We start from the raw sequence: 23,063 nt of genomic DNA, 5'->3' as shown, positions 1-23,063 counted from the left end.
TGATTTACTCCTGCATATCAATTATATTTGGTTCTGAAAGATAATTGATAATCTTTCAAAAACACCTAGCCTATGTTTATCATATCAATAACCTATAAAGTTTCAATAGAGCTAATTGAAACTCAACTCGCAGCCCATGTAGACTTTCTTAAAGCACAATATGCACTGGGAAATTTTATCCTTTCAGGCAGAAAAGAGCCTAGAATCGGCGGTGTCATCCTTTCAAATCTGACCAGCAGAGATCAACTGGAAGAGATCCTGGCAGAGGACCCTTTTAAAAAGAATGACTTTGGTCATTACCAGGTTATCGAATTTAAACCCACTTTAGCAGCAGCTGATCTCAACTTCCTGATCGGTACATAAACTACAAAGTAAAATTTAAAAATATTAGTCTGATCGGGCCGCTGATTAAGTTAATCAACTGCCCGATCAGACTAATTTAATGTTTTATTTTCCAGCCCCCGGACTGCTGCTGAATCTTCCAGAGATGATGGTATAAACCCTCATTACCAATCAGTTTTTCATGGGTACCACGCTCCTGCACCTCACCTTCTTTTAGTACCAGTATCTGATCTGCATGTTGTATAGTAGATAACTTATGCGCCACAACAATTACCGTTTTATTTCTGACCAGTTCCTGAATGGCCTTTTGAATATGGATCTCATTTTCAGGATCCAGAGATGCAGTAGCTTCATCCAATAACACAATTGGTGCATCTTTAAGCAGGGCCCTGGCAATACTTATTCGCTGTTTTTGTCCACCCGAAAGTAAATTCCCCCCTTCCCCGGCTTTGGCATGTAACCCACCGGGAAGCTCCCAGGCAAAATCAAGTACCTGCGCCAGATCTGCGGCCTTAATGACCTCCTCTTCTTGTGCACCTGGTCTTCCGAACAGAATATTATTATAAATGGTATCATCAAATAAGTATACCTCCTGGAATACCTCACTCATTAAACCATAAACCTGGGCCGGTTCCATATCCTTTACATCCACGCCACCTATCTTCACGCTTCCCTGCTGCACATCCCAAAACCTGGCGATTAATGCAGTAATAGTGGTTTTCCCCGAACCGGAGGGCCCTACCAGCGCCATCATACTGTTAGGCTGTACCTGAAAAGTAACATCATTCAATACATTTTTCTCCTGCTGATAACCAAAACTGACATGCTCAAAAGCGACAGTAAAATCCTTGGGTTTTAACCTTTTTCCTGCAGGCTGCTCTTTGATATTCAGCACCTCAATTACCCTTTCCATACTAATATTCATATAGCGCAGAATCACATAATCAACCAGGATAATTTTAGTAGGTTCATAGAGGCGATAACCTACAATTAAAAAAGTAATCAAAGCCGGAGCTGACAGACTTCCCTGAGCAAAGAAAGTAACTGCAAGCCCTGCCATCAGCAGGAAAAAGACTTCCAGGATCAACCCCGCAGTAACAACCATCGGTCCCGGGATAACTTCGGTACGGATACTTGCTTTACGAAAATCATTAAGCGCATTATCCAGGCTGACAAAGCTCTTACCTGTCATGCCAAACGATTTGATATGACGGATTCCCTGTACATATTCAAGAAAGCGCGCACCAATCTGATTTCTTGCCTGGACATGTTTCTCTCCCTGACTGACAATTAAGTAATTTGCAATTCTGATCATCCCCCAGGCTACAGGCAAAGCAAGCAGTAGGAACAGTGCCAGACGCCAGTCAGTAAACAATAAAAACACAGATAAGATTACAGTAGCAAATAAAGCCGAAGCCATATTGCCGATAGTATGCCCAAAGATCATCTCAAAATTGGCCACATCCTGTAAAACAACCGAAGCCAGATCACCAGGATCACGCTCTTTAAAGACTCCCATTGATAAACGTTGCAAATGATTTCCCAGCCTGATTCTCAGACCAGTCGATAAAGTATAAGTCATCAGATTACTGTTGACTATAGTTTTTGCCGCTACGAAAAACTGGATCAGCAGCAGCCCGCTCATAAGCCATACAAAACTCCAGAGACGTTGTTTATCCGGATTTCCGGTAAATAATTCCTGAATAATCAGTAATAGAAAACCTGTAGGAACAGCTATCAGGACACCATGAAATAATTCGAGTAATATACTTTTACGAACTACCTGTGGTGCCGTTTTAAAGACGAAGAAGAGATTTTTTATCATTTTATATATACTAATATTCTGAGAGGGTAAATTCCTTAGCTCTGGTATGCGCATTCCACATGTTGATGTATAAAGAACAATCTTCCAGTAGTTCTTCATGTTTGCCAATCCCCGCAACCGAGCCTTTATCCAGTACAATGATCTCGTCACAGCCGGTGATAGTACTTAAACGATGTGCAATTACAATAACCGTTTTATCACTGATCAGTTCATTGAATGCCTGCTGAATCAGATATTCATTTTCAGGGTCACTGAAAGCTGTAGCTTCGTCCAGAATAAGAATCGGAGAATTCTTCAGGATAGCCCTCGCTAACTGAATACGCTGCTGTTCCCCTCCACTCAGATGTACCCCTTTTTCTCCCCAGAGCGTCTGATATCCATTAGGAAGCCCGGAAATAAAACCATGACACTGTGCTGCTTTTGCAGCATTCACAATTTCCTTTTCAGTTTTTTCCATACCCATGCGGATATTTTCAAAAATGGTTTGCTGAAACATAAAGCTATCCTGAAAAACAACCGAAACGTGCTTCATCAGCTCAGCCGGATCAATTTCCCGGATATCCAGACCACCTACAGTGATACTCCCTGAACTGACATCCCAGAAGCGCGAAATCAGCTGGGCAGCTGTTGATTTACCAGATCCGGATGGTCCCACCAGAGCAGTAATACTTCCTTGCGGGATAACAAAACTGACCTTATCCAGTGCCCTTGTCTGTTCATTATAGCTAAAAGAGACCGAATTAAACTCAATGCTGAAATCGGTTGTCATTTTTTGCGTTCCCATAGTTTCCTGTTCCTGGCTGAATAAGATTTCATCTAATCTCCTGACACCATGATTAATCAGTGAGATCTGAGAACCCAGATTACCCAGTGCAAACAAAGGACGGATATAACCAACCCCAAGGATCAGAAATAAAAACAACACCGCCAGACTTAGTCCTCCATTAAAATACAAGTAGAAACCCAGCGCCAGTACTGGCAGAGAAGCATTGCTGATAAAACTGATAAAGATACTGTAGGCTGGTGCAGAACTGCGGATAAATTCAAAGACCATATCCCTGAAGCCATAAACAGAGCCACTGTACTGCTCAAAACTATCAGCAGTATGTCCGAATATTTTAATCACCGGCATTGCCCTTACAAACTCTACAATACCCGAATTCATCTCTTCCAGTGAACGGTGATAAGCCGTTAGCATCCCATTCCGTTCTTTACTGAACATCACCGGAATCAGTACACCCAGTAAAACAATGGGTATACAACTGCTTAAAGCCAGGAACCAGTTTACGGTAAAAAGGTAAACCAGAGTCACAACCGGTAAAACAACTCCTTTCACAAAATCAGGGATACTGTGCGCGATAAAGTTTTCTATCCTTTCTACATCATCAGCCATTATTTTTTTTAAGGCGCCAGAATTATTCCGGTTAATAAATCCTATCGGCAACCGGCCCAGTTTCTCGGCCATTTGCCGGCGTAACTCATATAAAATATTAAATGCAGCGATATGCGAAACCATTCCAGAAACATATAATAAAACATATGATCCCAGTGTAGCGAGAACGGCCTTCAGGATATAACCATAGATCAGTTGCAAGTCGACCGGGGGCGTCAGCATAGCCCTGATTATATAATAAACTAAAATATACGGGATCACTGTCAGCAGTACATGTATCACTGCAAAACAGGCAGACAACATTAACAGCATCTTTTCTTTTCCGGCAATCTGCAATAATCTGCCAATGCCATTTTTAGTTTTTTCTGTACTCATATTCAATTAAACTAGAACCTTCAGAAAGATTATTTATAATATTTCTAAATAATCTTAGATTTGTACAAAAGTGCTTTCTATTCAGCAAAAGACATTTACATCAGAAGGATAGATTTTTACACCAAAGGGATTAAATATGGGACTATGTTTAAGTGATGAGCAAGGTAAATGGACTGAGATTGGTGCGATCATCAACTTTTCAGACCCGTTGCTGTCTACAGTAGCGGAACATAAAGAGAGTTATAATCTTCCTTTCTTTGATGCTGAACTCATTCAGTTGTCCCTGCCGGATATTTTCATTGTTTATGGCGACATGAGGTTAAAGAAAAGACAGATCAGGTTCCGTTCAACCAATGAACCCGATTTTGTGGAATTACATTTCTCGCTCGTTGGAGGTGGAATAATGAAAAACCATATTAATGGCCATGTTCATCAGTTTGATGCCTTGCAACATAATATAATTTACAGTCCTGAATTTGATGGAACCGGTCAGTACAGTATCGACAAGAAACATCAATTCTTTGAAGTCCATTTCAGCAAAAATTACTTTCTCGGGCTGGTTGCCGATAGCGGAGATTTGCTATCCAGGTTCTGCGAAAAAGTAGATCAGCACCATTTCTCTGATATTTCTGAAACCAATTTAAAAATGACCTTTCCTATACATCAGTGTATTCGTGAGATCATGAGCTGTAATCTTTCAGGAAAACTAAAAGTCCTCTACCTCCAATCTAAATGTATAGAGCTCCTCAGTTTACAGGCACAGGCATTTGAACAGTCAGCAAACAACAAATCCAGATCCGTCCTTAAATCTGCTTACGAACGCGATTGTATTCAGTACGCAGAAACTTATCTGACTACCCATAGGCAAAAACCACCAACCTTAACAGAACTGGCAAAAATTGCCGGGATTAATGAATTTAAACTGAAAAACGGATTTAAAGAAGTTTTTGGTAACACCGTATTTGGCTATCTGAACGATGTCAGACTATCCGAAGCCCGGGAGCAACTACTTTCAGGTACTACAATTAAAGCCATTTCGGACGACCTGGGCTATGCCTCTGTTCAACATTTCAGCACCGCATTCCGTAAAAAATATGGTTTGTCTCCAGGTAAAGTCAAATTGAATTAGATACCTTAGCTAAACAATTATCTTTTCAGACGATGGAATCCAGGGACCCTGAAATAAAAGAATTTTTAATCAAAAAATCTGCACACTCCATTGCCCTTTTCGAAGAACTGGATACGGTCTTCCGCCAGATCGGAGAAGTCAATCACCACGCCACAAAAACCATGATTGCTTTTTCAGCCCGGATCAACTTTGCCTATATCATACAAATGGGTAAAGATTTCATTGATGTGGTTTTCCCTTTTAAACAGGTTTATGAAGATAATCTCTGTTTCCGTAAGATCAAACAAGTGCCCGGAAGCAATGATTTTAACCACCATCTCCGGATCTATGCAAAGGAAGATCTGAATGAAGAAGTCAGGTTTTACATGAAAAAAGCCTATCAGAATGGATTATAAAAAAAGCTGGTTATCCTCAACAGACAACCAGCTTTTATAATTATTCCGGAAAGTTTACCAGCCTTTAACAGCTCCGCCTTTAAACACTTTAGCAGCAGTTTCGGCTACTTCATCAGACTGGAAAGCTTTTACAAACTTCTTGATTTTCTCATCATCCTTATTGTCCTCTCTGGACACAATAATGTTCACATAAGGAGATTTTTTATCCTCTACAAAGAGTCCATCCCTATCCGCTACCAGTCCTACACCCGTCGCAAAAGTATTATTGATGACAGCGATAGTAACATTCTGATCATCAAGCGCTCTTGGTAGCTGAGGAGCTTCCAGTTCCAGAATTTTTAATTTCTTAGGGTTCTCTGTAATATCGTTTACAGTAGGTAATAAACCAACACCATCTTTTAATTTCAGTAAACCAGCTTTTTGTAAAAGCAGTAAAGATCTGCCTCCGTTAGTCGGATCATTCGGAATAATAATAGTGCTTCCGTCTTTCAGTTCATCAATTTTTTTAATTTTCTTCGAATAACCAGCAAGCGGGAAAACAAAGGTATTACCCTGGATTACAAATTTATATCCACGTTGTTTGGATTGTACATCCAGATATGGCTTGTTCTGAAATACATTGGCATCAATATCCCCCTGATGAAGCGCCTCATTGGGCATCACAAAGTCATTGAACTGTACCAGTTCCACATCCAGACCAAATTTTTCTTTAGCTACTTTCTGTGCAGCCTGTGCCACAGCATATTCCGGTCCGGACTCTACCCCAACTTTGATATGGTTAGGATCATTCTTTTTGGCTCCGCCACCGCAGCTGAATAAGGTTACTGAAGCAATAACAGCAGCTGTTGCCAGCAATTTAATTCTTGTATTCATTCGTATCTTGTTATTTTTATCTTTAATATCTGCTTATTTTCTATGATCTACCCGCTTTGAGATCCGGTCTCCGGTAAACTGTATGGCAAATACCAGGGCAACTAATACCACCAGTACCGTATTCATAACCAATACATCATAACCGACATAACCATACTGATACCCAATCTGCCCTAATCCACCCGCACCTACTGCTCCACCCATTGCTGAATAACCAACCAGCGTAATTAAAGTAATAGAAGCCGTATTGATCAGCGAAGGCATGGCTTCAGGTAATAATACTTTGTAAACTATCTGAAAAGGAGTTGCACCCATTGCTCTGGCCGCTTCAACCAATCCGCCTGGTACTTCAATCAGACTGTTCTCTACCATTCTGGCAATAAAAGGAGCCGCACCAATACTCAAAGGTACCAAAGCAGCTTCTATACCAATAGAAGTTCCTACCAGCATCCGGGTAAAAGGGATCATCCAGACGATCAGAATAATAAAAGGAATTGAACGGAAAACATTCACCAGTACAGAAACTACATTATTCAGCGTTCTGTTTTCCAGCACCTGACCTTTCCTGGTCAGATACAGCATTACTCCCGTAGGCAAACCAATTACAAACCCAAAGAAGCCAGATACAAAAGTCATCACTATGGTTTCCCATGTTCCTTTGAACATCATTAAAATCATTGCATCAGACATACCCTAGAACCTCCACTTTAATTTGTTTATTTTCATAATAGGCTATTGCTTTCAGACTGTCTTCCTGCGAGCCGGAAACTTCGATGACCATTGCTCCGAATTTCACACCGCCTGCATATTCAATCTGCGCATAAATAATATTGTTATTCAGTTGAAAAAGACGGCTCACTTCCGAAAGAACCGGATCATCCACAGACTGACCTGTAAACTCCAGTTTTAATAAAGGTTTTCTATCGGCTGAAGGAGTCTGTTTCAACCTTTCCAGGTAACTCTCCGGAATATTTATTTTCAGCGACGAAGCGATAAACTCACGGGTAAGATCAGCTTTAGGATGAGCAAAAATCTCACTGACTGTTCCCTGTTCTATCAATCTCCCTGCACTAATTACCGCCACTTCATCACAGATACTCTTCACCACATCCATTTCATGCGTGATCAATAATATTGTGATATCCAGACGTTTATTGATATCTTTTAATAAAGTAAGTATAGATTTCGTAGTCGCTGGATCCAAAGCACTTGTGGCTTCATCACACAGCAACACTTTTGGGTTACTTGCCAGTGTACGGGCAATAGCGACACGTTGTTTCTGTCCTCCCGATAAATTTGCCGGATAATCTTTTCCTTTATCTTCCAGACCTACCAGAGCCAGTAATTCCGAAACCCTCTTTTCAATCTGATCCTTAGGCACACGATCCAGTTCCAGCGGAAAAGCTATATTTTGAGCGACTGTTCTAGATGATAAAAGATTAAAATGCTGAAAAATCATCCCGATCTGTCTTCTCTCTCTAGCTAGTTCAGTTCCTGATAAGCTAACCAGATTGACACCATCGACAATAACTTCTCCAGAGGTAGGTCTCTCCAGCAGATTCACACAACGGATCAGGGTACTTTTTCCTGCACCCGAAGAACCGATTACCCCATAGATTTTACCTTTGGGAACCGTTAATGACACCTCCGAAAGGGCTGTGATCTCCCTGTTCTTCTGATGAAATAGTTTTGTTATATTTTTTAATACAATCATGTTCGCCGCAAAAGTAAGCATAATCATCTATAGTCTATTATACTTATAGACTTTAACTGTCAATCTTTATATTTGAAAGAAAATGCAATATCCCTTAAAATTAATGATATATTTCTACCAACCACACAAAATAAAATTAGCCTGAAACCAGATTTTAAGACCAGAACAACTTTACATTTTAAAAAAAATGCGCATTAATTTCCTGCCGTCTCCATGATTAAATAGCAACCGGCAGGAAAATAACGCGCAGATTTCTCCTTTTAACAGGATAAAACCCTAATTCAATGATTGCATATCAATCACAAAACGATAGTGAACATCACCAGCAAGCGTGCGTTCATAAGCTTCATTGATCTGATCTATACCAATCATCTCCACATCAGAAGTGATATTATGCGCTGCACAATAATCCAGCATCTCCTGAGTTTCCTTAATTCCGCCAACCAATGAACCTACCAGACTGCGGCGACCGCCAATCAGCTGGAAAGCATGTACATCAGAAGGTTTTGGTGGTACACCCAACAAGACCATTACTCCGTTTGTACGTAATAAAGCAAGATATTCATTGTAATCATGATCAGCAGAAACCGTATCGATAATATAATCAAACGTATTTGCCAGTTTCTTCATGGTTTCTTTTTCTGTCGTAATTTCAAAATGATGTGCACCTAACTCCTGGGCATCTTTTTCTTTACTTTTAGAACGGCTTAAAACAGTGACTTCAGCGCCCATAGAAGAAGCGATTTTCACGGCCATGTGTCCTAAACCTCCTAAACCTACTACGGCCAGTTTATCCCCTTTTTTAACATTCCAGTGTTTTAAAGGTGAGTAAGTTGTAATACCTGCACATAACAATGGTGCAACTTTTTCGAGCGGTAATTTATCCGATACACTTAATACAAATTTCTCTGTCACGACGATATGACTCGAGTAACCACCATAAGTAATGGTTTTCTTGTCCTGTAACATAGAGTTATAGGTTTGTGAATGACCGTTTTCACAATACTGCTCATTATCTTCCGCACAATTTCTGCAATGTCCGCAAGAATCTACAAAACAGCCGACCCCAACAGTATCTCCTACTTTAAAACGGCTTACTTTATCCCCTACACGGGTAACTTTTCCTACAATCTCGTGTCCTGGAACTACAGGATATATTGTTCCTGACCATTCATTTCTTGCCGTATGTATATCTGAGTGACATACACCACAATACAAAATCTTGATTTCCACATCATCAGCCCCTGGCTCACGACGGTCTAACTGATAGGGCTCAAGTGGTTTATCTGCGCTATATGCCGCATACGATTTTACTGCTTTCATCTTTTTTCAATTATTTAGTGTTACAACAAATATATATACAAAAACAGATGGCCCTTTGTTCATATTATTTTTCCTGTGTCAGCAAAAAGTAGTTTTAGTTTCCGCAGAACTTTAACCCCGTAACTGTACATTTTGTTTATACACTCTACCAACCGGTAATTCATGTCCCAGTTTCAGCTTCACCATGCTGGAAGAATAAGATTCGATATCCTGGGCAAGCACCAGATAAGATTTATGTATTCTTATAAATCCCAGATAAGCATACTGCTCTGCAAATTCACTCATTCTTTGCAGCAAGGTAAAATTCTTAAAACGGCCCACCAGTTTAATATATTCCCCGAAACCTTCCACCCAGAGTATATCCGCCAGACGCATCCGCTGGATCATATAATCCGATTTAAACATGATGATGTGCTCATCGGCTGCATTAAAAGCAGTGAACCTTTTATACTCTATCGCCTTATTCACTGATTTCTCAAAACGGACAAAAGGTACCGGTTTAATCAGATAATCGATCACATCCAGTTCATAAGCCTGCACCGCAAAACCCATATCAGCCGTAATAAAAATACATAGTGGTTTATAGGTTAACTGCTGTAATAACTCCAGCCCGTTAAACCCAGGCATTCTGATATCCAGCAATAACAGGTCGACCCTTGTTTTCTCTAAAAAAGCGATAGCTTCCTTTGGATTGGAAAACGTTCTGAGCAGCTCAATATCCGGCATCATCTCACTATATTCCTTCAGCAGTTTTAAAGAAGGAAGTTCATCATCCACACAAACAGTTTTTAATCTGATCATAATTTTAATATAATTTCTGCCTGATAAACCCCGCTTTCAGTCTCTGTTTGCAAAACATAATTATCCATACCAAATTCTATATTCATCAGCTGCCTGATCAGGTTTAAACCTATGCCCTTATATTCATAATGTATGTTTATTTCTCCCGGAACAGCAATAGTATTATGCAAGACAAAATGTAGTTTGTCCGCGGATAGAAACAACTTTACACTGATCCAGGCTACCGGATCATTTCCAATTGCAGAGTGTTTCAGCGCATTTTCATATAATGTCAAAAAGATTGCCGGCGGTACCTCTATCTCATCCATCCAGTCTTCTTCGTCAAAATCAAACCTGATATCCAACAGATTACCATGCTTCAGCTGGTATAAACCCGTCAGCGCACGGATCATCTGCATTTCCTTAGCCACACTGATTCTCCGGTGATCAGTTTCATAAATAGTATACTGTAATAACTGGCTTAGGTTCAGTACAGACTGAGATTGCAATTCATTGATATTATCCCCTATCGCATAAATATTATTCAATGTATTCAGTAAGAAATGAGGGTTCACTTTAGATTTCAGCAGGTTCATATCTGCCTCCTTTTTGATCCGTTCGAGTATCACCAGATCATTTTCAATCATAAACTTATGCTTTGATATACCAAGCAAGCTCGATACCAGGATACAGATCCCATGCGAAGTATAAATAAAAATAAACAGCAGTCCCTGTTCTATCTTCGGATTTGGCCCAGCTATCATTCCAGGTTCAATCAGGATACGGGTCAGACTGAAAACCACAAATATCAGTATTGTATAAAGTATATACTGTGCATAATTCTTAGTGATATAAAATGCAGGAACCAGTTTATCAAAACTAATATAATAAATTGAAGCACAGCTGATCAGCGCTATTACAATACAATACAGACTATAGGGAAAATCAACAAACGAGCTATAAAAATAGACGTTAACAAAAGAGAAGATCATCCAGAACAAAATATGCTGCACCAGGAGTAATACCGGCCAGTCTTTCTTCAATACCCCTTCAATTATCTTTTTCTCAAAAGATAATCTCAGAATCAGTACCAGAAAGATAATGTTGAACAGCATGGTCATCTTCAAAGTTATAATAAATACAAGGTTATTCCATCTTAAGAACGTGTCGTTCATCTGGGTTTATGGTAGTTCGCTGAGTTTATTTCTTATCTAAAGCATATACCATCATATTAGAACTCACGGGCAAACATTTCAATCTTGTTTAAACGTGACGAGCAAAGAATTCTAACCAAATTAAAACTATGAGGCTATTACTGCTAAAAGTAGCTGCTGCAATGATCCTGACCCTGTCATTCAGCACTGTTGCCATTGCCCAACCGGGGAAGTTCAACCAATTTTATATGTTCCTGACCAGATCTAAAATTGCTCCCCAATGGACAATCACTTCATTGGTTCAGTACAGAAGTTACGATGTTGATGTCACCGACAGCCGGCTTTTTCTGATCAATACCTATGCCGATTACAAACTAAAAAATGCACCGGTACAGTTTGGAGGTGGTTATATGTATCTCGAAATATCTCCCTATGATGAAACCGGGACAACTAAAAAGACTATCCTCGAACACAGAGTATTCCAGCAGGTAACTATAGGCCATAAACTAAGTGAAAGGCTTGATCTCTCTCAGAGATATCGTTTCGAAGAGCGTTTTCTTTTTTCAGACCGCTTTATTCTCCGGGCAAGGCACCTGCTTACAGCCAACTATAAACTGGGTGATGTAAAAACCGGTAAGTGGACACTGATAGGAAAAAACGAAATAAGGATGAACCTGGATAAAGCAACTGCTTTTGACAGCTACCGTTTATGGGGAGGTGCAGGTTATAAAATCACCGATACGTTTGAAGTAGAAACCTATTGGATGAGCCAGTTTGAATCTGGCGGCATATTCAATTTCGGAGTACTCTCCCTGCGCAAGAGCTTCGATTTCACCAGAAAAAACAAAATTTAAGAACCCTTACCATAACCATATGACTGCTTTTTTAGGATTTTTAATGATCATTACTTTTATGCTCCTGATCATGAGCAAAAAAATGTACGCTTTGACTGCTTTAATCATTGTACCCATTATTTTCGGTTTAATTGGCGGTTTTGGCAACGAATTAGGTAACATGATGATGGAAGGTATCAAAAAGATTGCCCCTACAGGCGTGATGCTCATCTTTGGAATCATGTATTTCAGTATCATGATTGATGTAGGATTATTTGATCCGCTGGTTTCCAAAATACTCAAGTTCGTCAAAGGAGATCCTTTGAAAGTTACCATCGGTACCGCCATTCTTACCCTGATGGTATCGCTCGACGGAGACGGGGCAACCACTTACCTGATTGTAGTTTCAGCAATGCTGCCTTTATATAAAAGACTAGGTATCCCTCCTCTTAAACTAACCGCCATCATTATGTGTGCGGGAGGAGTCATGAATGTATTACCCTGGGGAGGACCAACCGCCAGAGCAATGACCTCTTTACATTTAAGTTCTGCAGAATTATTTATTCCCGTTCTTCCTTCTTTAGTTCTGGGTGCAACCTGGGTTATTATTATGGCCAGAATTTTCGGAATGCAGGAAAGAAAAAGAATGCGCCTGGCAGGAATTGATATCAATTCAGCAGAATTTGCTGCCGAAAACGAAATGCATTTACAATCCGGACAATCAGGTGATCAAAGCCTGAAACGTCCTAAACTATTGATCTTTAATTTTCTATTAACTGCTGCCCTACTGATAGCTATGGTTCTGAATGTGCTGCCTCTTACAGTTATGTTTATGATTGCTTTCGCCATTGCAATCATTATCAACTACCCTAAACTGGAAGAGCAGCACGACAGGATACGCAAACACGCTGACAATGCCTTATCAGTATCAGCAATGATCTTCGCTGCTGGTATCTTTACCGGCATTTTATCCGGGACAAAGATGATGGACGCGATGGCCATGACCATGATCAGTGCGATTCCGACACAATGGGGTAACCATTTACCCCTGATTACCGGTCTGGCCACCCCTCCATTAACCTTCTTCATGAGTAACGATGCTTATTATTTTGGTATTTTGCCGCTAATCGGGCAAACCGCACAACACCTGAATGTTCCGATAGCTGAAGTAGGAAGAGCTGCACTGTTTGGAGGTCCTGTTCACCTGTTGAGTCCGCTGGTCCCATCTACTTACCTGCTCGTTGGTCTGGCCGGAGTAAGTTTTGCTGATCATTTACATTTCACACTCAAATGGGCAAGTATTACCTGTCTGGTCATGCTGGCCGGCGCATTCTTGTTTGGTGTAGTTTCCCTTTGATCTATAAAATGATAATTTTATTAGATTTTTGATAACTTACGAACCATTCTGAAAAATTGTTAAATGCCTGATAGATTAAGGAAGATATTTACCAACCTGGCCTTCCAGGTACTCATCGCACTGATTGCTGGCATCACAGCAGGGATACTTTTCCCTGCTTTTGCTATTAAACAGCGTTTTATAGGCACCCTGTTTATCAGTATTACAGAATGGTTTGTTGCTCCCGTTATCTTTTTATCTATTACCTCGGGTATTGCCGGTATTGCCAGCCTGAGAAAATTAGGCCGTATTGCGATAAAATCAATCGTCCTGTTCGAGGTACTCACTACCCTGGCTATTGTTTTCGGCCTGGCCCTTGCAGCTTTGCTTAAACCCGGTACTATCAGCAAAGGCAACCTGCAGGAACTCTTACTTACCCATTTTAAGTTGCCAGGACATGAGCCCGAACCTGGCTGGAATACTTTTCTGCCTGTACAAAATGTATTATGGATTTTAATCATTGCCACGGTCATTGGTATTTTACTCCATTTACTACCCCAGAAAGAGAAATATATCCTGAAGCTGGAGAAGGTCAGGGATATCATTTTCAGGATTATTACTTTATTTTTCAGTCTTACCCCACTGGCCGTATTCAGTGGCATGGCCTATACGATTGCCAGTTTTGGACTGCATTCCATTCTGCCTATGAGTAAACTGGTTGCCGTCATGTACCTGCTGGTTATCATTTTTGTATTCGTATTTCTGGGCCTGCTATTACGTTACTTTAAATTCAGTATCTGGCAATTGCTTGTTTTAATCCGTGAAGAAATCCTGATTGTTTTTGGTACCTCATCATCCAGGACAGTTATACCACTGGTGATCGCCAGGCTCGAAAATTATGGTTGCAGTAAACCCGTAACCGGATTTGTCCTGTCCACCGGATATGCTTTTAACCTGATCGGAACCTCTATATACCTGGGTTTGTGCACCATGTTCCTCATTCAGTTATATAACATTCAGCTGGACATGGCTGCTTATTTCAGGATTATACTGATCTTAATGCTCGTCTCCAAAGGCGCATCCGGGGTGCCAGGTGCAGGATTTATTGCTTTAAGCTCTGCGATTTATATTATACCGGAAATACCCTCCGAAGGATTATTATTTATTGTAGCGGTCGAAAGATTTTTGAATGAGGCGCGTTCCATTACCAATACGATAGGGAACGCTGCCTGCACTTTAGTGATCGCAAAAAGCGAAAATGAGTTTACCGGTCAACCGGTTAAATAACGATTACTGTTTTACCAAGTGCTCTGCCTTCCTTACTTCTGGCAAGAGCTTCGGGAGCTTCCTCCAACGAAACCTGTTGAATAGGAATGCTTATATTTTCGGCCACTTCAATCATTTCATTAACAGATTCGAGCACCGATACACTGCCCTTTACTTCAAAATTGCCACCTTTTAAATTTTTGGCTTTTAGCTTTTCAGGATCAGCAGTGAATACCGTTGTCAGGGCAACACCTCCTGGCTTAACCACACCAGATAAATGATCAAATGCCGCAGCATCACTGACAAGATCTATTAAAGCATCCACTCCATCCGGATAGGCCCTTTTCACCTGCTCTACAAGATCACCCTGGGTATAATCAAAGGTCACCTTTGCCCCCAGTTTTTTGATCCCCTTTTCAGCAGCTTCTCCTCGGGCTGTAGCCAATACATTAAATCCGTTTAAATTGGCAAAAAGCGTTGCAAATGTACCAACTCCACCAGTTGCACCTACAATTAGTACGGTTTGACCTCTGATCAGATGGAGTTCTCTGACCAGCTGAAATGCCGTCATACCCGCGACAGGAAGTGCTGCCGCCTGCTCAAAAGACAAACCTTTAGGTATTCTGGTAATGATTGCTGTTTCTGGTACAGCAATGTATTCGGCATAGGTCCCTTCACCTACCGGCTGATGTAAAAACTGCCCGTATATCTTATCTCCGGTCTTAAATAAACTTACCCCTTCTCCTATAGCTTCCACCACGCCTGCACCATCTACACCCAAAATCAGTGGAAAGACATGTTTCATTTTTCCATCAAGCAATCCATCTGCAATCTTCCAGTCTGTTGGATTCAGCCCGGCTGCCTTGAGTTTAACTAATATTTGTCCCGGTTTCAAGACTGGTTTTGGAATCTCGGTTAATGCCGGATTACCCTTAAATACTTCTACTGTAATTGCTTTCATCAGGTATGATTTATTGAATTTGATATATAACAATCTATTAAATGAAAGGTTTGACGGTCTCGCCTGCCCTAAAAAACGAATATCCAAAACTTAAACAGCATAACTAATAGTATAAAACAACAACCAATAGCTATTAAATAACAACCTAATTATATCATATTAACTTATTAACAACACCTTTATGAAAATTAAAATCTATCTTATGAAAAAAAATTATTTTATCATTACCACAATTTCATTCCTTCTCTGTTTTACAGCCATGCTGTCCTGTAAGAAAAACAGCATTAACCAGGATCAGCTGGCGGGTCAATTAAACACTTCAGCTCAGAAAAAGGTGAATGACATTTCAAACAATCTGTATGATGGTCCATACATCCTTTACAACAACGGAAAGATAATAGTCCGGACGATAGAACTGGAAAATGGCGAACAGGTAGCCAAAAGCCAAACCTATCCGGAAACAAACAAATCAGCTGTTCCGGTAAATATTAAATTTACGGATCACCCTGCATGGGACTTTTCGGTTAAGCTAAGAGACCAGATCCAGAATGAACCTGTTTCCTATACCCAGCCTACAAAAATTCTTGCCTTATCAGACATAGAAGGTGAATTTGCAGCATTCAGAGGCCTGTTGATAGCCAACAAAGTCATTGACGAGCAGTACAACTGGATCTTTGGAAATGGCCACCTGGTCATTTGCGGAGATCTTTTTGACAGAGGTGAAGAGGTACCGGCTACGCTTTGGCTGCTCTATAAGTTAGAGCAGGATGCCAAATTAAAGGGCGGTTATCTTCATACGATACTGGGCGATCATGAATTCATGAACCTGAACGGTGATCTTCGTTATCTAAGGCCAAAATATCTGGACAATGCAGATCTGATGGGATTGAGTTACAATGACCTTTATACAGCAGACACCGAACTTGGACGCTGGCTGAGAAGTAAAAATATAGCAGAGAAAATAGGTGATTATCTTTGTTTGCATGGCGGGGTTTCTCCCGCTGTAAATGGTCTTAAGATGAGTCTTTCAGCCCTCAATAGCCTGTGCCGCCAGAATTATGATAACTATAAAAAGCCAGATCAGTATACAGATAAAAATATCAAAACACTGTTCGACGGCAAACTTTCACCTTTCTGGTACCGGGGATATTTTAAAGATCCTAAAGCAACTGACAGCGATATTGACCAGACGTTTTCTTTCTATAAGGCTAAAAAAGTCCTTGTCGGACATACCATCATCAGTACTAACGTGGGTTTCTATTATAATGGAAAAGTACTGGGACTTGATGTCGATGAGCACAGCGGTCAACATGCCGGTGCCCTTTTTCAAGATAATACCTGGTATAAAATTGATGACAGCGGCGAAAAAACTCCTCTAAACTAATTTATCTAACCTGGTGAGCATCATGAAATTAACGATGTTCATCAGGTCATTATCCGGGTTACGTAAATATAATTCTTTAAAGTCTACCTATTTAGTATAGTTTTACTATCTTTGCTGAACTTAATTTTTACAAAAACGATACCCCATGATTCTTGCGCTACTTAACCTTGCATTTTCGTTAACTGACTCTACAGTAAGTCGTCTCCTCCATAAGCAGCAGCTGGTCTATTCCATGTGCCGTTGTAAAGGCTAAGCCCTACATCCTACCCATTTCTAGCTAATAAACACCCCTCCAAAGGGGGATAAAAAGCTATTGCCTAAAAATTCCGCTCGTAACACCCATAAAAAACCAATTTATTCAGATGAAATCAAAATTACTATTCTTGTTTCTCCTGTTTTTCTCTTCCTTTACCTATGCCCAGCAGGGTTATAAGGTTTCGGGCAGAGTAACCGAGAAAGGAACTAATCAGCCACTGCCAGGCGTTAGTGTTTTAATTAAAGGATCAAAATCCGCTGCAACAACAGATGTTGCCGGGAATTTCAGTATCGGCCTGAATTCCGCTCAGGAAACCCTGACCTTCTCTTACCTGGGTTATACGACTCAGGAAATTGCCGTCAAAGCAGGCACTACACTGAACATTGTGCTTAGCGAAGAACCCAACAGTCTCGATGAGGTTGTAGTTGTCGCTTATGGTACTGCTAAAAAAAGAGATATAACAGGTGCTGTATCACAAATCAATAGTGAACAATTACAGAACAGACAGGTTTCCAATATTACCAAAGCCCTTCAGGGATTGGCACCAGGAATACAGGTAACCTCTGCCAGTGGCCAGCCTGGTACTACTGCTGATGTAAAAATCCGCGGAATTGGTTCCATCAATGCATCCAGCGATCCATTGTATGTAGTAGATGGGAATCCATTCTCTGGCGACCTGAGTGCAATCAATGTCAACGATATTGAGTCTGTAAGTGTTTTGAAAGACGCAGCCTCAAGTGCGTTATATGGTTCAAGAGGTGCAAACGGAGTCATCATTATCACCACCAAAACCGGTAAAAAGAATGATCAGACACAAATCAGTTTCAACTTTAACCAGGGATTCTCAAAACGTGCCGTAAAAGATTATAAACAGATGACTACAGATCAGTATTTTGAAAATTACTGGCTGGCAGTTAAAAATAAACAATTAGCCAGCAACCCAACCTTTACTGATGCTCAGGCTGGTAAAGCGGCTGGCGAACAACTGATCAGTGATCTGGGGATCAACCCTTATGGCCCGGCATATCCTTCTCCGGTAGGACTGGATGGTAAAATACTTCCAGGTGCAAAACCATTATGGGATGATAACTGGGGCAAAGCTATGGAACAAAGTGCAGTCCGTACACAAGCCGACCTGAGTTTCAGTGGCGGGAATGAAAAAGGGCAGTACTATATTTCGGGCGGATACCTTAATGATAAAGGTATAGCCCTGGGTTCAGGTTACAAACGCTATAACGCCAGAATCAATCTAACCACTAAAGCTAAAAAATGGCTGACAGCAGGATTGAATATTTCTGCGTCAAACAGTTTACAGGATTATCCTGTTTCTGAAGACAGCAATACAGCCAACGTAATCAACTTCTCGCGTACTGTTCCAAGTTTTTACCCGGTCTATGAACGCAATCCAGATGGAAGTTATAAAACCGATGCCAGCGGAAACAAGGTTTTTGACTTTGGAGAATACCGTCCGAGTGCAGTTTCTCCAAGAACTAATCTCGCCGCTACCGTAGGACTTGATAAATCACAGATTTTAAAAGACAATGTTTCTGCCAGAACATTCCTGGAAGCGACTATCCTACCGGAATTAAAGTTTAAAACGACATACAGTGGAGATTTCACCAATACCAACAACCACTTTTATTCCAATCCGGTATTAGGTATTGATGCAGAAACCAAAGGTTCTGTCAGCAAATCAAACAGAAGGACCTATTCCTGGACCTGGAACAATATTTTCACCTATGAAAAAACCTTTGCCCAGGATCATCACCTGAACCTGTTGGGCGGACAGGAGATTTACAAATACAATAGTAGAAACATCTCCGGCAGCCGTTCCCGTTTCGTATTGCCAGGTTTAGATGAACCAGATGCCGCTTCACAATTAGGAGATTTCGGCGGTTCATCTGTCGATTACGTCTTATTGAGTTTCCTGGGAAGAGCAGAATACGATTATCAAAAGAAATACCTGCTTTCTGCCTCTATCCGGACCGATGGGTCATCCCGGTTCTCTCCTGCTAAAAGATGGGGAACCTTCTGGTCACTAGGTGCATCCTGGAAAGCTTCTGAAGAAGAATTCCTTAAACAAAGCACCTGGTTGAGTACTTTGACCTTAAGAACAAGTTATGGCGCACAGGGAAATGACAACATCGGTGTCTACTACGCTTATGAAGGCCTGTATGCCATCCAGAATAATCTGGGTGAAAACGGATTAATCACTTCCAGACTACCTACACCAGATCTGAAATGGGAAACCAATTTAAACTTTAACCTTGGTCTGGATTTTGGAATTTTCAAAGATCGCGTCAGCGGTACCATAGAGTACTTTAACAGAAGATCAAAAGATCTGCTGTTCAGTTTACCGATGTCTCCTTCAACCGGCTTCTCTTCTATTGATGCCAATATCGGGGCACTGAAAAACACAGGTTTTGAAGTCCAGTTAAATGCGGTTCCGATACGTACTGCGGATTTCAGATGGACGATCAATATCAATGCTACTCATTATAAAAACACAATTACATCTTTACCTAACGGTGATATCAAAACAGCCACAAAAATCAAACGTGTGGGCGGTTCAGTATATGATTTCTACCTGAAAGAATGGGCTGGAGTAGATCCTGCCAATGGAAACCCGTTATGGTATAAAAACGATGCAAATGGCAATAAAGTAACGACAGCAAATTATACCGAAGCCCAGCAATATGTACAGGATAGTGCATTACCAAAAGTCCTTGGTGGTATAACTAATACCTTCACCTATAAAGATTTTGAAGTCTCTGCCCTGCTCGCTTATAGTCTTGGCGGGAAAATACTCGACAACGATTACCTTTCCCTGATGCATAATGGAAACCGTACAGGTGGTACCTGGTCGGCAGAAATGCTCAACCACTGGACACCAGACAACAGACAGACGGATGTACCCAGACTAACCACAGATAATTTAGGATGGACACAGGCTTCTACCAGGTTTTTATACAGCGCTTCCTACGCGCGTTTAAAAAACCTGACTGTAGGTTACCGTATTCCTAGAAAACTAGCCAGTAAATGGGGGCTAAACAATCTGAAATTCACTCTAACCGGCGAAAACCTGTTCACCTTCAGCGGACACCAGGGTATGGATCCTGAACAGACTATTGATGGTACTACTTATTACCGTTATCCGGCAATGCGTACCATTTCGGCCGGAGTTAACCTTACTTTCTAAATCATTAATCACGATCAAGATGAATCTTAAAAATATAACTTATATAGTCGCTGCGGCTTTTTTGCTTCCCGTGCTGGGCTGCAAAAAGGAGTTGACGACAAAACCCACGACCTCTGTTGCAGAATCCCTGATTTATGACAGTGCAGATAATATAGAAACAGTGTTAAATGGTACCTGGTCATACATGCAGGACAGCTTCTTCACTTATAGTAATCCGGGCTATACCACTATTCTGAGAACCAGTGATGCGATGGGTAATGATGTCGCAGTGATTACCAATAAATATGGTTACAGAGATGCCTACGAATTTACATTAGCCAATAACCAGACCCGTTTAGGCGCAATCTGGACTATTCTCTATAAAGTAATTAATAACTGTAATAACATCATTGCAAAAATTGATGCATCCAGTGGTACTGATGCTAAAAAAGCACAGATCAAAGGTCAGGCATTGGCTCTAAGAGCGAACAGCTATTTAAATCTGGTCACCTATTATCAGTTTAATTATCAGGTTAACCCACAGGCCAAAGTAGTCCCAATTTATACCGAGCCAACCACGCCATTGACAAAAGGGAATCCCAAATCAACTGTAGAAGCAGTCTATCAGTTAATCTTAGCCGATCTTACACAAGCCGAAAAGTTACTTCCTGCTTACAGTCGTCCTGCGACCACCAAATACAAAATCAATATTGATGTAGTGCATGGTCTGCTGGCCAGAACTTATCTCAATATGGGTAAATGGGACCTGGCTGCTTCAAACGCATTGGAAGCAAAGAAAAAATACAGTTATATGTCAGCAGACGATTATGCTACCGGATTTAATGATCTGAAAAACAGCGAATGGATCTGGGGACATGGCCAGCGGCCTGATCAGAGTAATGCCAGTTATACTTTCAACTTTCTGGATGTAAGCAGTCCTTCCTCGTATTACTATAGTTTTATGGCTGATCCAAACTTCAAGAATCTGTTTGACACGAAAGACATCAGATCAAAATTATTTCTGTGGGATGGTTTACCCAGCAGAGAAGGTTATCTGCGTTATCAGAAATTCAAATTCCGGGAAGATCAGACCGGGGATATTGTCATGATGCGTTCGGCTGAAATGACCCTGATTGCAGCCGAAGGTTATGCAAGGAATTCGGATCTGACCAATGCTGTTGCCTTACTGAATGAATTACGCGGAGCCAGACAGGCAGAGCTTTATACACTGGGTACCAGCTCCAAAGACGATGTCATCGCTGCTATTCTGATTGAAAGAAGAAAAGAACTATGGGGTGAAGGTTTTGCTTTATCAGATATCCTGAGAACCCAGTCTGCCGTACAACGACTACCTGCATTAGGTGCAGACGGGCAACCTTTAAAGGTAACTATCATCAAACCCGATGGCACGAGTAAAATCGTAACCGCAAAACAACATACCAGTTTAAAGTTTCCGGATGGTACCGCATTTATACCAAACAGCAGTTATTATCTGTTTGGTCTTCCCCAGACAGAGCTCAACAACAATAAGAATATCAATAACTAAAAAAAGCTGTCCGCTAACACCGGACAGCTTTTTTTGTTTTAAATAAAAGATAATGGCATTATAAATGTATTGAATAGCCAAATACACAAAAATAGCCCTTCGCTATAGAAAAACAATACAATATGGATAAAATACAAAACACTTTATGGAGCCTCCTGGACGGATTCATTCTAAAAGTCCCTACCCTTTTACTCGCGCTTGCAACTTTACTGATCGGTCTGTGGCTGATTAAATTTTTAGTCCGTTTTCTGAATAATCATCTTCATAAAGGCAAAATAGATATTTCCCTGACCAACTTCCTGGTCAGTATTTTAAAAGTTATACTTTACGTGCTTTTACTGGTTACAGTTGCCTCTACCCTGGGCATTGAGACAACATCCTTTGTAGCCATATTAGGTGCTGCAGGTCTGGCCGTTGGTCTGGCCCTTCAGGGAAGTCTTTCTAATTTTGCAGGTGGTGTACTGATCCTGCTATTTAAACCTTTCAGAGTCGGCCACTTTATTTCATCCAGCAACAATGTAGATGGAACTGTACTTAAGATAGATATACTCTACACTACGCTGAGAGCAAAAAACGGAACTACATTATATGCACCAAACGGCCCTTTAGCCAATGCTGTCATCAACAATGTCTCGGATAATGAGAACAGGATGCAGGAATACAGCATCGGAATCTCCTACCAGGCTAATATAGACCAGGCGAGAAAAATCATCATTGCTACGCTTCAGGCCGATCCGCTGGTATTGAAAGATCCGCAACCAGTTGTTCTGGTAGCTTCATTAGGAGACAATGCAGTCAACCTGACAATCAGATCATGGTCTGCTAATGCAGATTTCTGGCCTACCTATCACCGCAATTTTCAATTAATTAAAGAAGCCCTTGATCAGAACGGCATAGGGATTCCTTATCCGCAACGCGAAATACATATCATTCCTCCAGTCACAAAACTACCGGAATAATCAAAAAACAGCCGGATCAGCAAACCTGATCCGGCTGTTTT

General features: G+C 40.9%; 19 protein-coding genes. 10 read left to right on the top strand and 9 right to left on the bottom strand.

The features are described from left to right. Positions 1-72: 72 nt before the first annotated feature. Positions 73-363: a YciI family protein gene (locus HDF25_RS21555; RefSeq protein WP_184628464.1), complete on the top strand. Its 291-nt coding sequence runs from the start codon at positions 73-75 to the stop codon at positions 361-363. Positions 364-439: 76 nt separating this feature from the next. Here the strand turns inward: HDF25_RS21555 and HDF25_RS21550 are convergent, their stop codons facing one another. Beyond that, a complete protein-coding gene (locus HDF25_RS21550; RefSeq protein WP_184628463.1) occupies positions 440-2,167 on the bottom strand; it encodes an ABC transporter ATP-binding protein in 1,728 nt (575 codons plus the stop codon). A gap of 10 nt (positions 2,168-2,177) precedes the next feature. Then, positions 2,178-3,935: an ABC transporter ATP-binding protein gene (locus HDF25_RS21545; RefSeq protein WP_260409434.1), complete on the bottom strand. Its 1,758-nt coding sequence runs from the start codon at positions 3,933-3,935 to the stop codon at positions 2,178-2,180. 136 nt (positions 3,936-4,071) lie between these two features. On the opposite strand from HDF25_RS21545, the gene HDF25_RS21540 reads away from it, so the two are divergent. Further along, complete coding sequence (locus tag HDF25_RS21540; RefSeq protein WP_184628462.1) at positions 4,072-5,064, top strand: helix-turn-helix transcriptional regulator; 993 nt, start codon at positions 4,072-4,074, stop codon at positions 5,062-5,064. A gap of 32 nt (positions 5,065-5,096) precedes the next feature. Further along, entirely contained in the window at positions 5,097-5,459 is a 363-nt protein-coding gene (locus HDF25_RS21535; RefSeq protein WP_184628461.1) for a DUF5655 domain-containing protein, read from the top strand. 54 nt (positions 5,460-5,513) lie between these two features. Here HDF25_RS21535 and metQ read toward each other — a convergent pair whose 3' ends face one another. The 6 genes from metQ to HDF25_RS21505 form a co-directional block, all read right to left on the bottom strand. Next, positions 5,514-6,332: a methionine ABC transporter substrate-binding lipoprotein MetQ gene (metQ, locus tag HDF25_RS21530; protein ID WP_184628460.1), complete on the bottom strand. Its 819-nt coding sequence runs from the start codon at positions 6,330-6,332 to the stop codon at positions 5,514-5,516. A gap of 33 nt (positions 6,333-6,365) precedes the next feature. Continuing rightward, a complete protein-coding gene (gene metI / locus HDF25_RS21525; RefSeq protein ID WP_184628459.1) occupies positions 6,366-7,022 on the bottom strand; it encodes a methionine ABC transporter permease MetI in 657 nt (218 codons plus the stop codon). Continuing rightward, positions 7,015-8,067, bottom strand: coding sequence for a methionine ABC transporter ATP-binding protein MetN (gene metN / locus HDF25_RS21520; protein WP_317618241.1), 1,053 nt, complete (start codon positions 8,065-8,067; stop codon positions 7,015-7,017). The genes metI and metN overlap by 8 nt, the downstream gene beginning before the upstream one ends. 255 nt (positions 8,068-8,322) lie before the next feature. Further along, entirely contained in the window at positions 8,323-9,369 is a 1,047-nt protein-coding gene (locus HDF25_RS21515; RefSeq protein ID WP_184628458.1) for an NAD(P)-dependent alcohol dehydrogenase, read from the bottom strand. Positions 9,370-9,480: 111 nt separating this feature from the next. Next, positions 9,481-10,170 carry a LytR/AlgR family response regulator transcription factor gene (locus tag HDF25_RS21510; RefSeq protein WP_184628457.1) on the bottom strand — a complete coding sequence of 230 codons (690 nt, stop codon included), beginning with the start codon at positions 10,168-10,170 and terminating at the stop codon, positions 9,481-9,483. After that, the gene (locus HDF25_RS21505; protein WP_184628456.1) at positions 10,167-11,324 is read right to left on the bottom strand and encodes a sensor histidine kinase; all 1,158 of its coding nucleotides are present in this window, start codon (positions 11,322-11,324) and stop codon (positions 10,167-10,169) included. The genes HDF25_RS21510 and HDF25_RS21505 overlap by 4 nt, the downstream gene beginning before the upstream one ends. A gap of 128 nt (positions 11,325-11,452) precedes the next feature. On the opposite strand from HDF25_RS21505, the gene HDF25_RS21500 reads away from it, so the two are divergent. From HDF25_RS21500 to HDF25_RS21490, 3 genes are all read left to right on the top strand, one after another. Further along, positions 11,453-12,157 (top strand): DUF2490 domain-containing protein, encoded by a 705-nt coding sequence (locus HDF25_RS21500; RefSeq protein WP_184628455.1) that lies wholly within the window; start codon positions 11,453-11,455, stop codon positions 12,155-12,157. A 19-nt stretch (positions 12,158-12,176) separates the two neighbouring features. Further along, entirely contained in the window at positions 12,177-13,493 is a 1,317-nt protein-coding gene (locus tag HDF25_RS21495; RefSeq protein WP_184628454.1) for a CitMHS family transporter, read from the top strand. Positions 13,494-13,556: 63 nt separating this feature from the next. Continuing rightward, entirely contained in the window at positions 13,557-14,759 is a 1,203-nt protein-coding gene (locus tag HDF25_RS21490; RefSeq protein ID WP_184628453.1) for a cation:dicarboxylate symporter family transporter, read from the top strand. Here the strand turns inward: HDF25_RS21490 and HDF25_RS21485 are convergent. Then, the gene (locus HDF25_RS21485; protein ID WP_184628452.1) at positions 14,752-15,699 is read right to left on the bottom strand and encodes an NADP-dependent oxidoreductase; all 948 of its coding nucleotides are present in this window, start codon (positions 15,697-15,699) and stop codon (positions 14,752-14,754) included. The two genes, HDF25_RS21490 and HDF25_RS21485, sit on opposite strands and share 8 nt — an antisense overlap. Positions 15,700-15,901: 202 nt before the next feature. Between HDF25_RS21485 and HDF25_RS21480 the strand changes: the two genes are divergently transcribed. From HDF25_RS21480 to HDF25_RS21465, 4 genes are all read left to right on the top strand, one after another. Next, positions 15,902-17,083: a metallophosphoesterase gene (locus HDF25_RS21480; protein WP_184628451.1), complete on the top strand. Its 1,182-nt coding sequence runs from the start codon at positions 15,902-15,904 to the stop codon at positions 17,081-17,083. Between the two features lie 362 nt (positions 17,084-17,445). Further along, positions 17,446-20,538, top strand: coding sequence for a SusC/RagA family TonB-linked outer membrane protein (locus HDF25_RS21475; protein WP_221450987.1), 3,093 nt, complete (start codon positions 17,446-17,448; stop codon positions 20,536-20,538). Positions 20,539-20,557: 19 nt separating this feature from the next. Beyond that, positions 20,558-22,063, top strand: coding sequence for a RagB/SusD family nutrient uptake outer membrane protein (locus HDF25_RS21470; RefSeq protein WP_184628450.1), 1,506 nt, complete (start codon positions 20,558-20,560; stop codon positions 22,061-22,063). 122 nt (positions 22,064-22,185) lie between these two features. Continuing rightward, complete coding sequence (locus tag HDF25_RS21465) at positions 22,186-23,022, top strand: mechanosensitive ion channel family protein (protein WP_184628449.1); 837 nt, start codon at positions 22,186-22,188, stop codon at positions 23,020-23,022. Positions 23,023-23,063 lie beyond the last annotated feature (41 nt).

The sequence above is a fragment of the Pedobacter cryoconitis genome, from assembly GCF_014207135.1.
GTDB classification, from domain to species: domain Bacteria; phylum Bacteroidota; class Bacteroidia; order Sphingobacteriales; family Sphingobacteriaceae; genus Pedobacter; species Pedobacter cryoconitis_D.
Note: the sequence above shows the minus strand (reverse complement) of the source record. Positions and strands in the feature narration are given on the sequence as shown.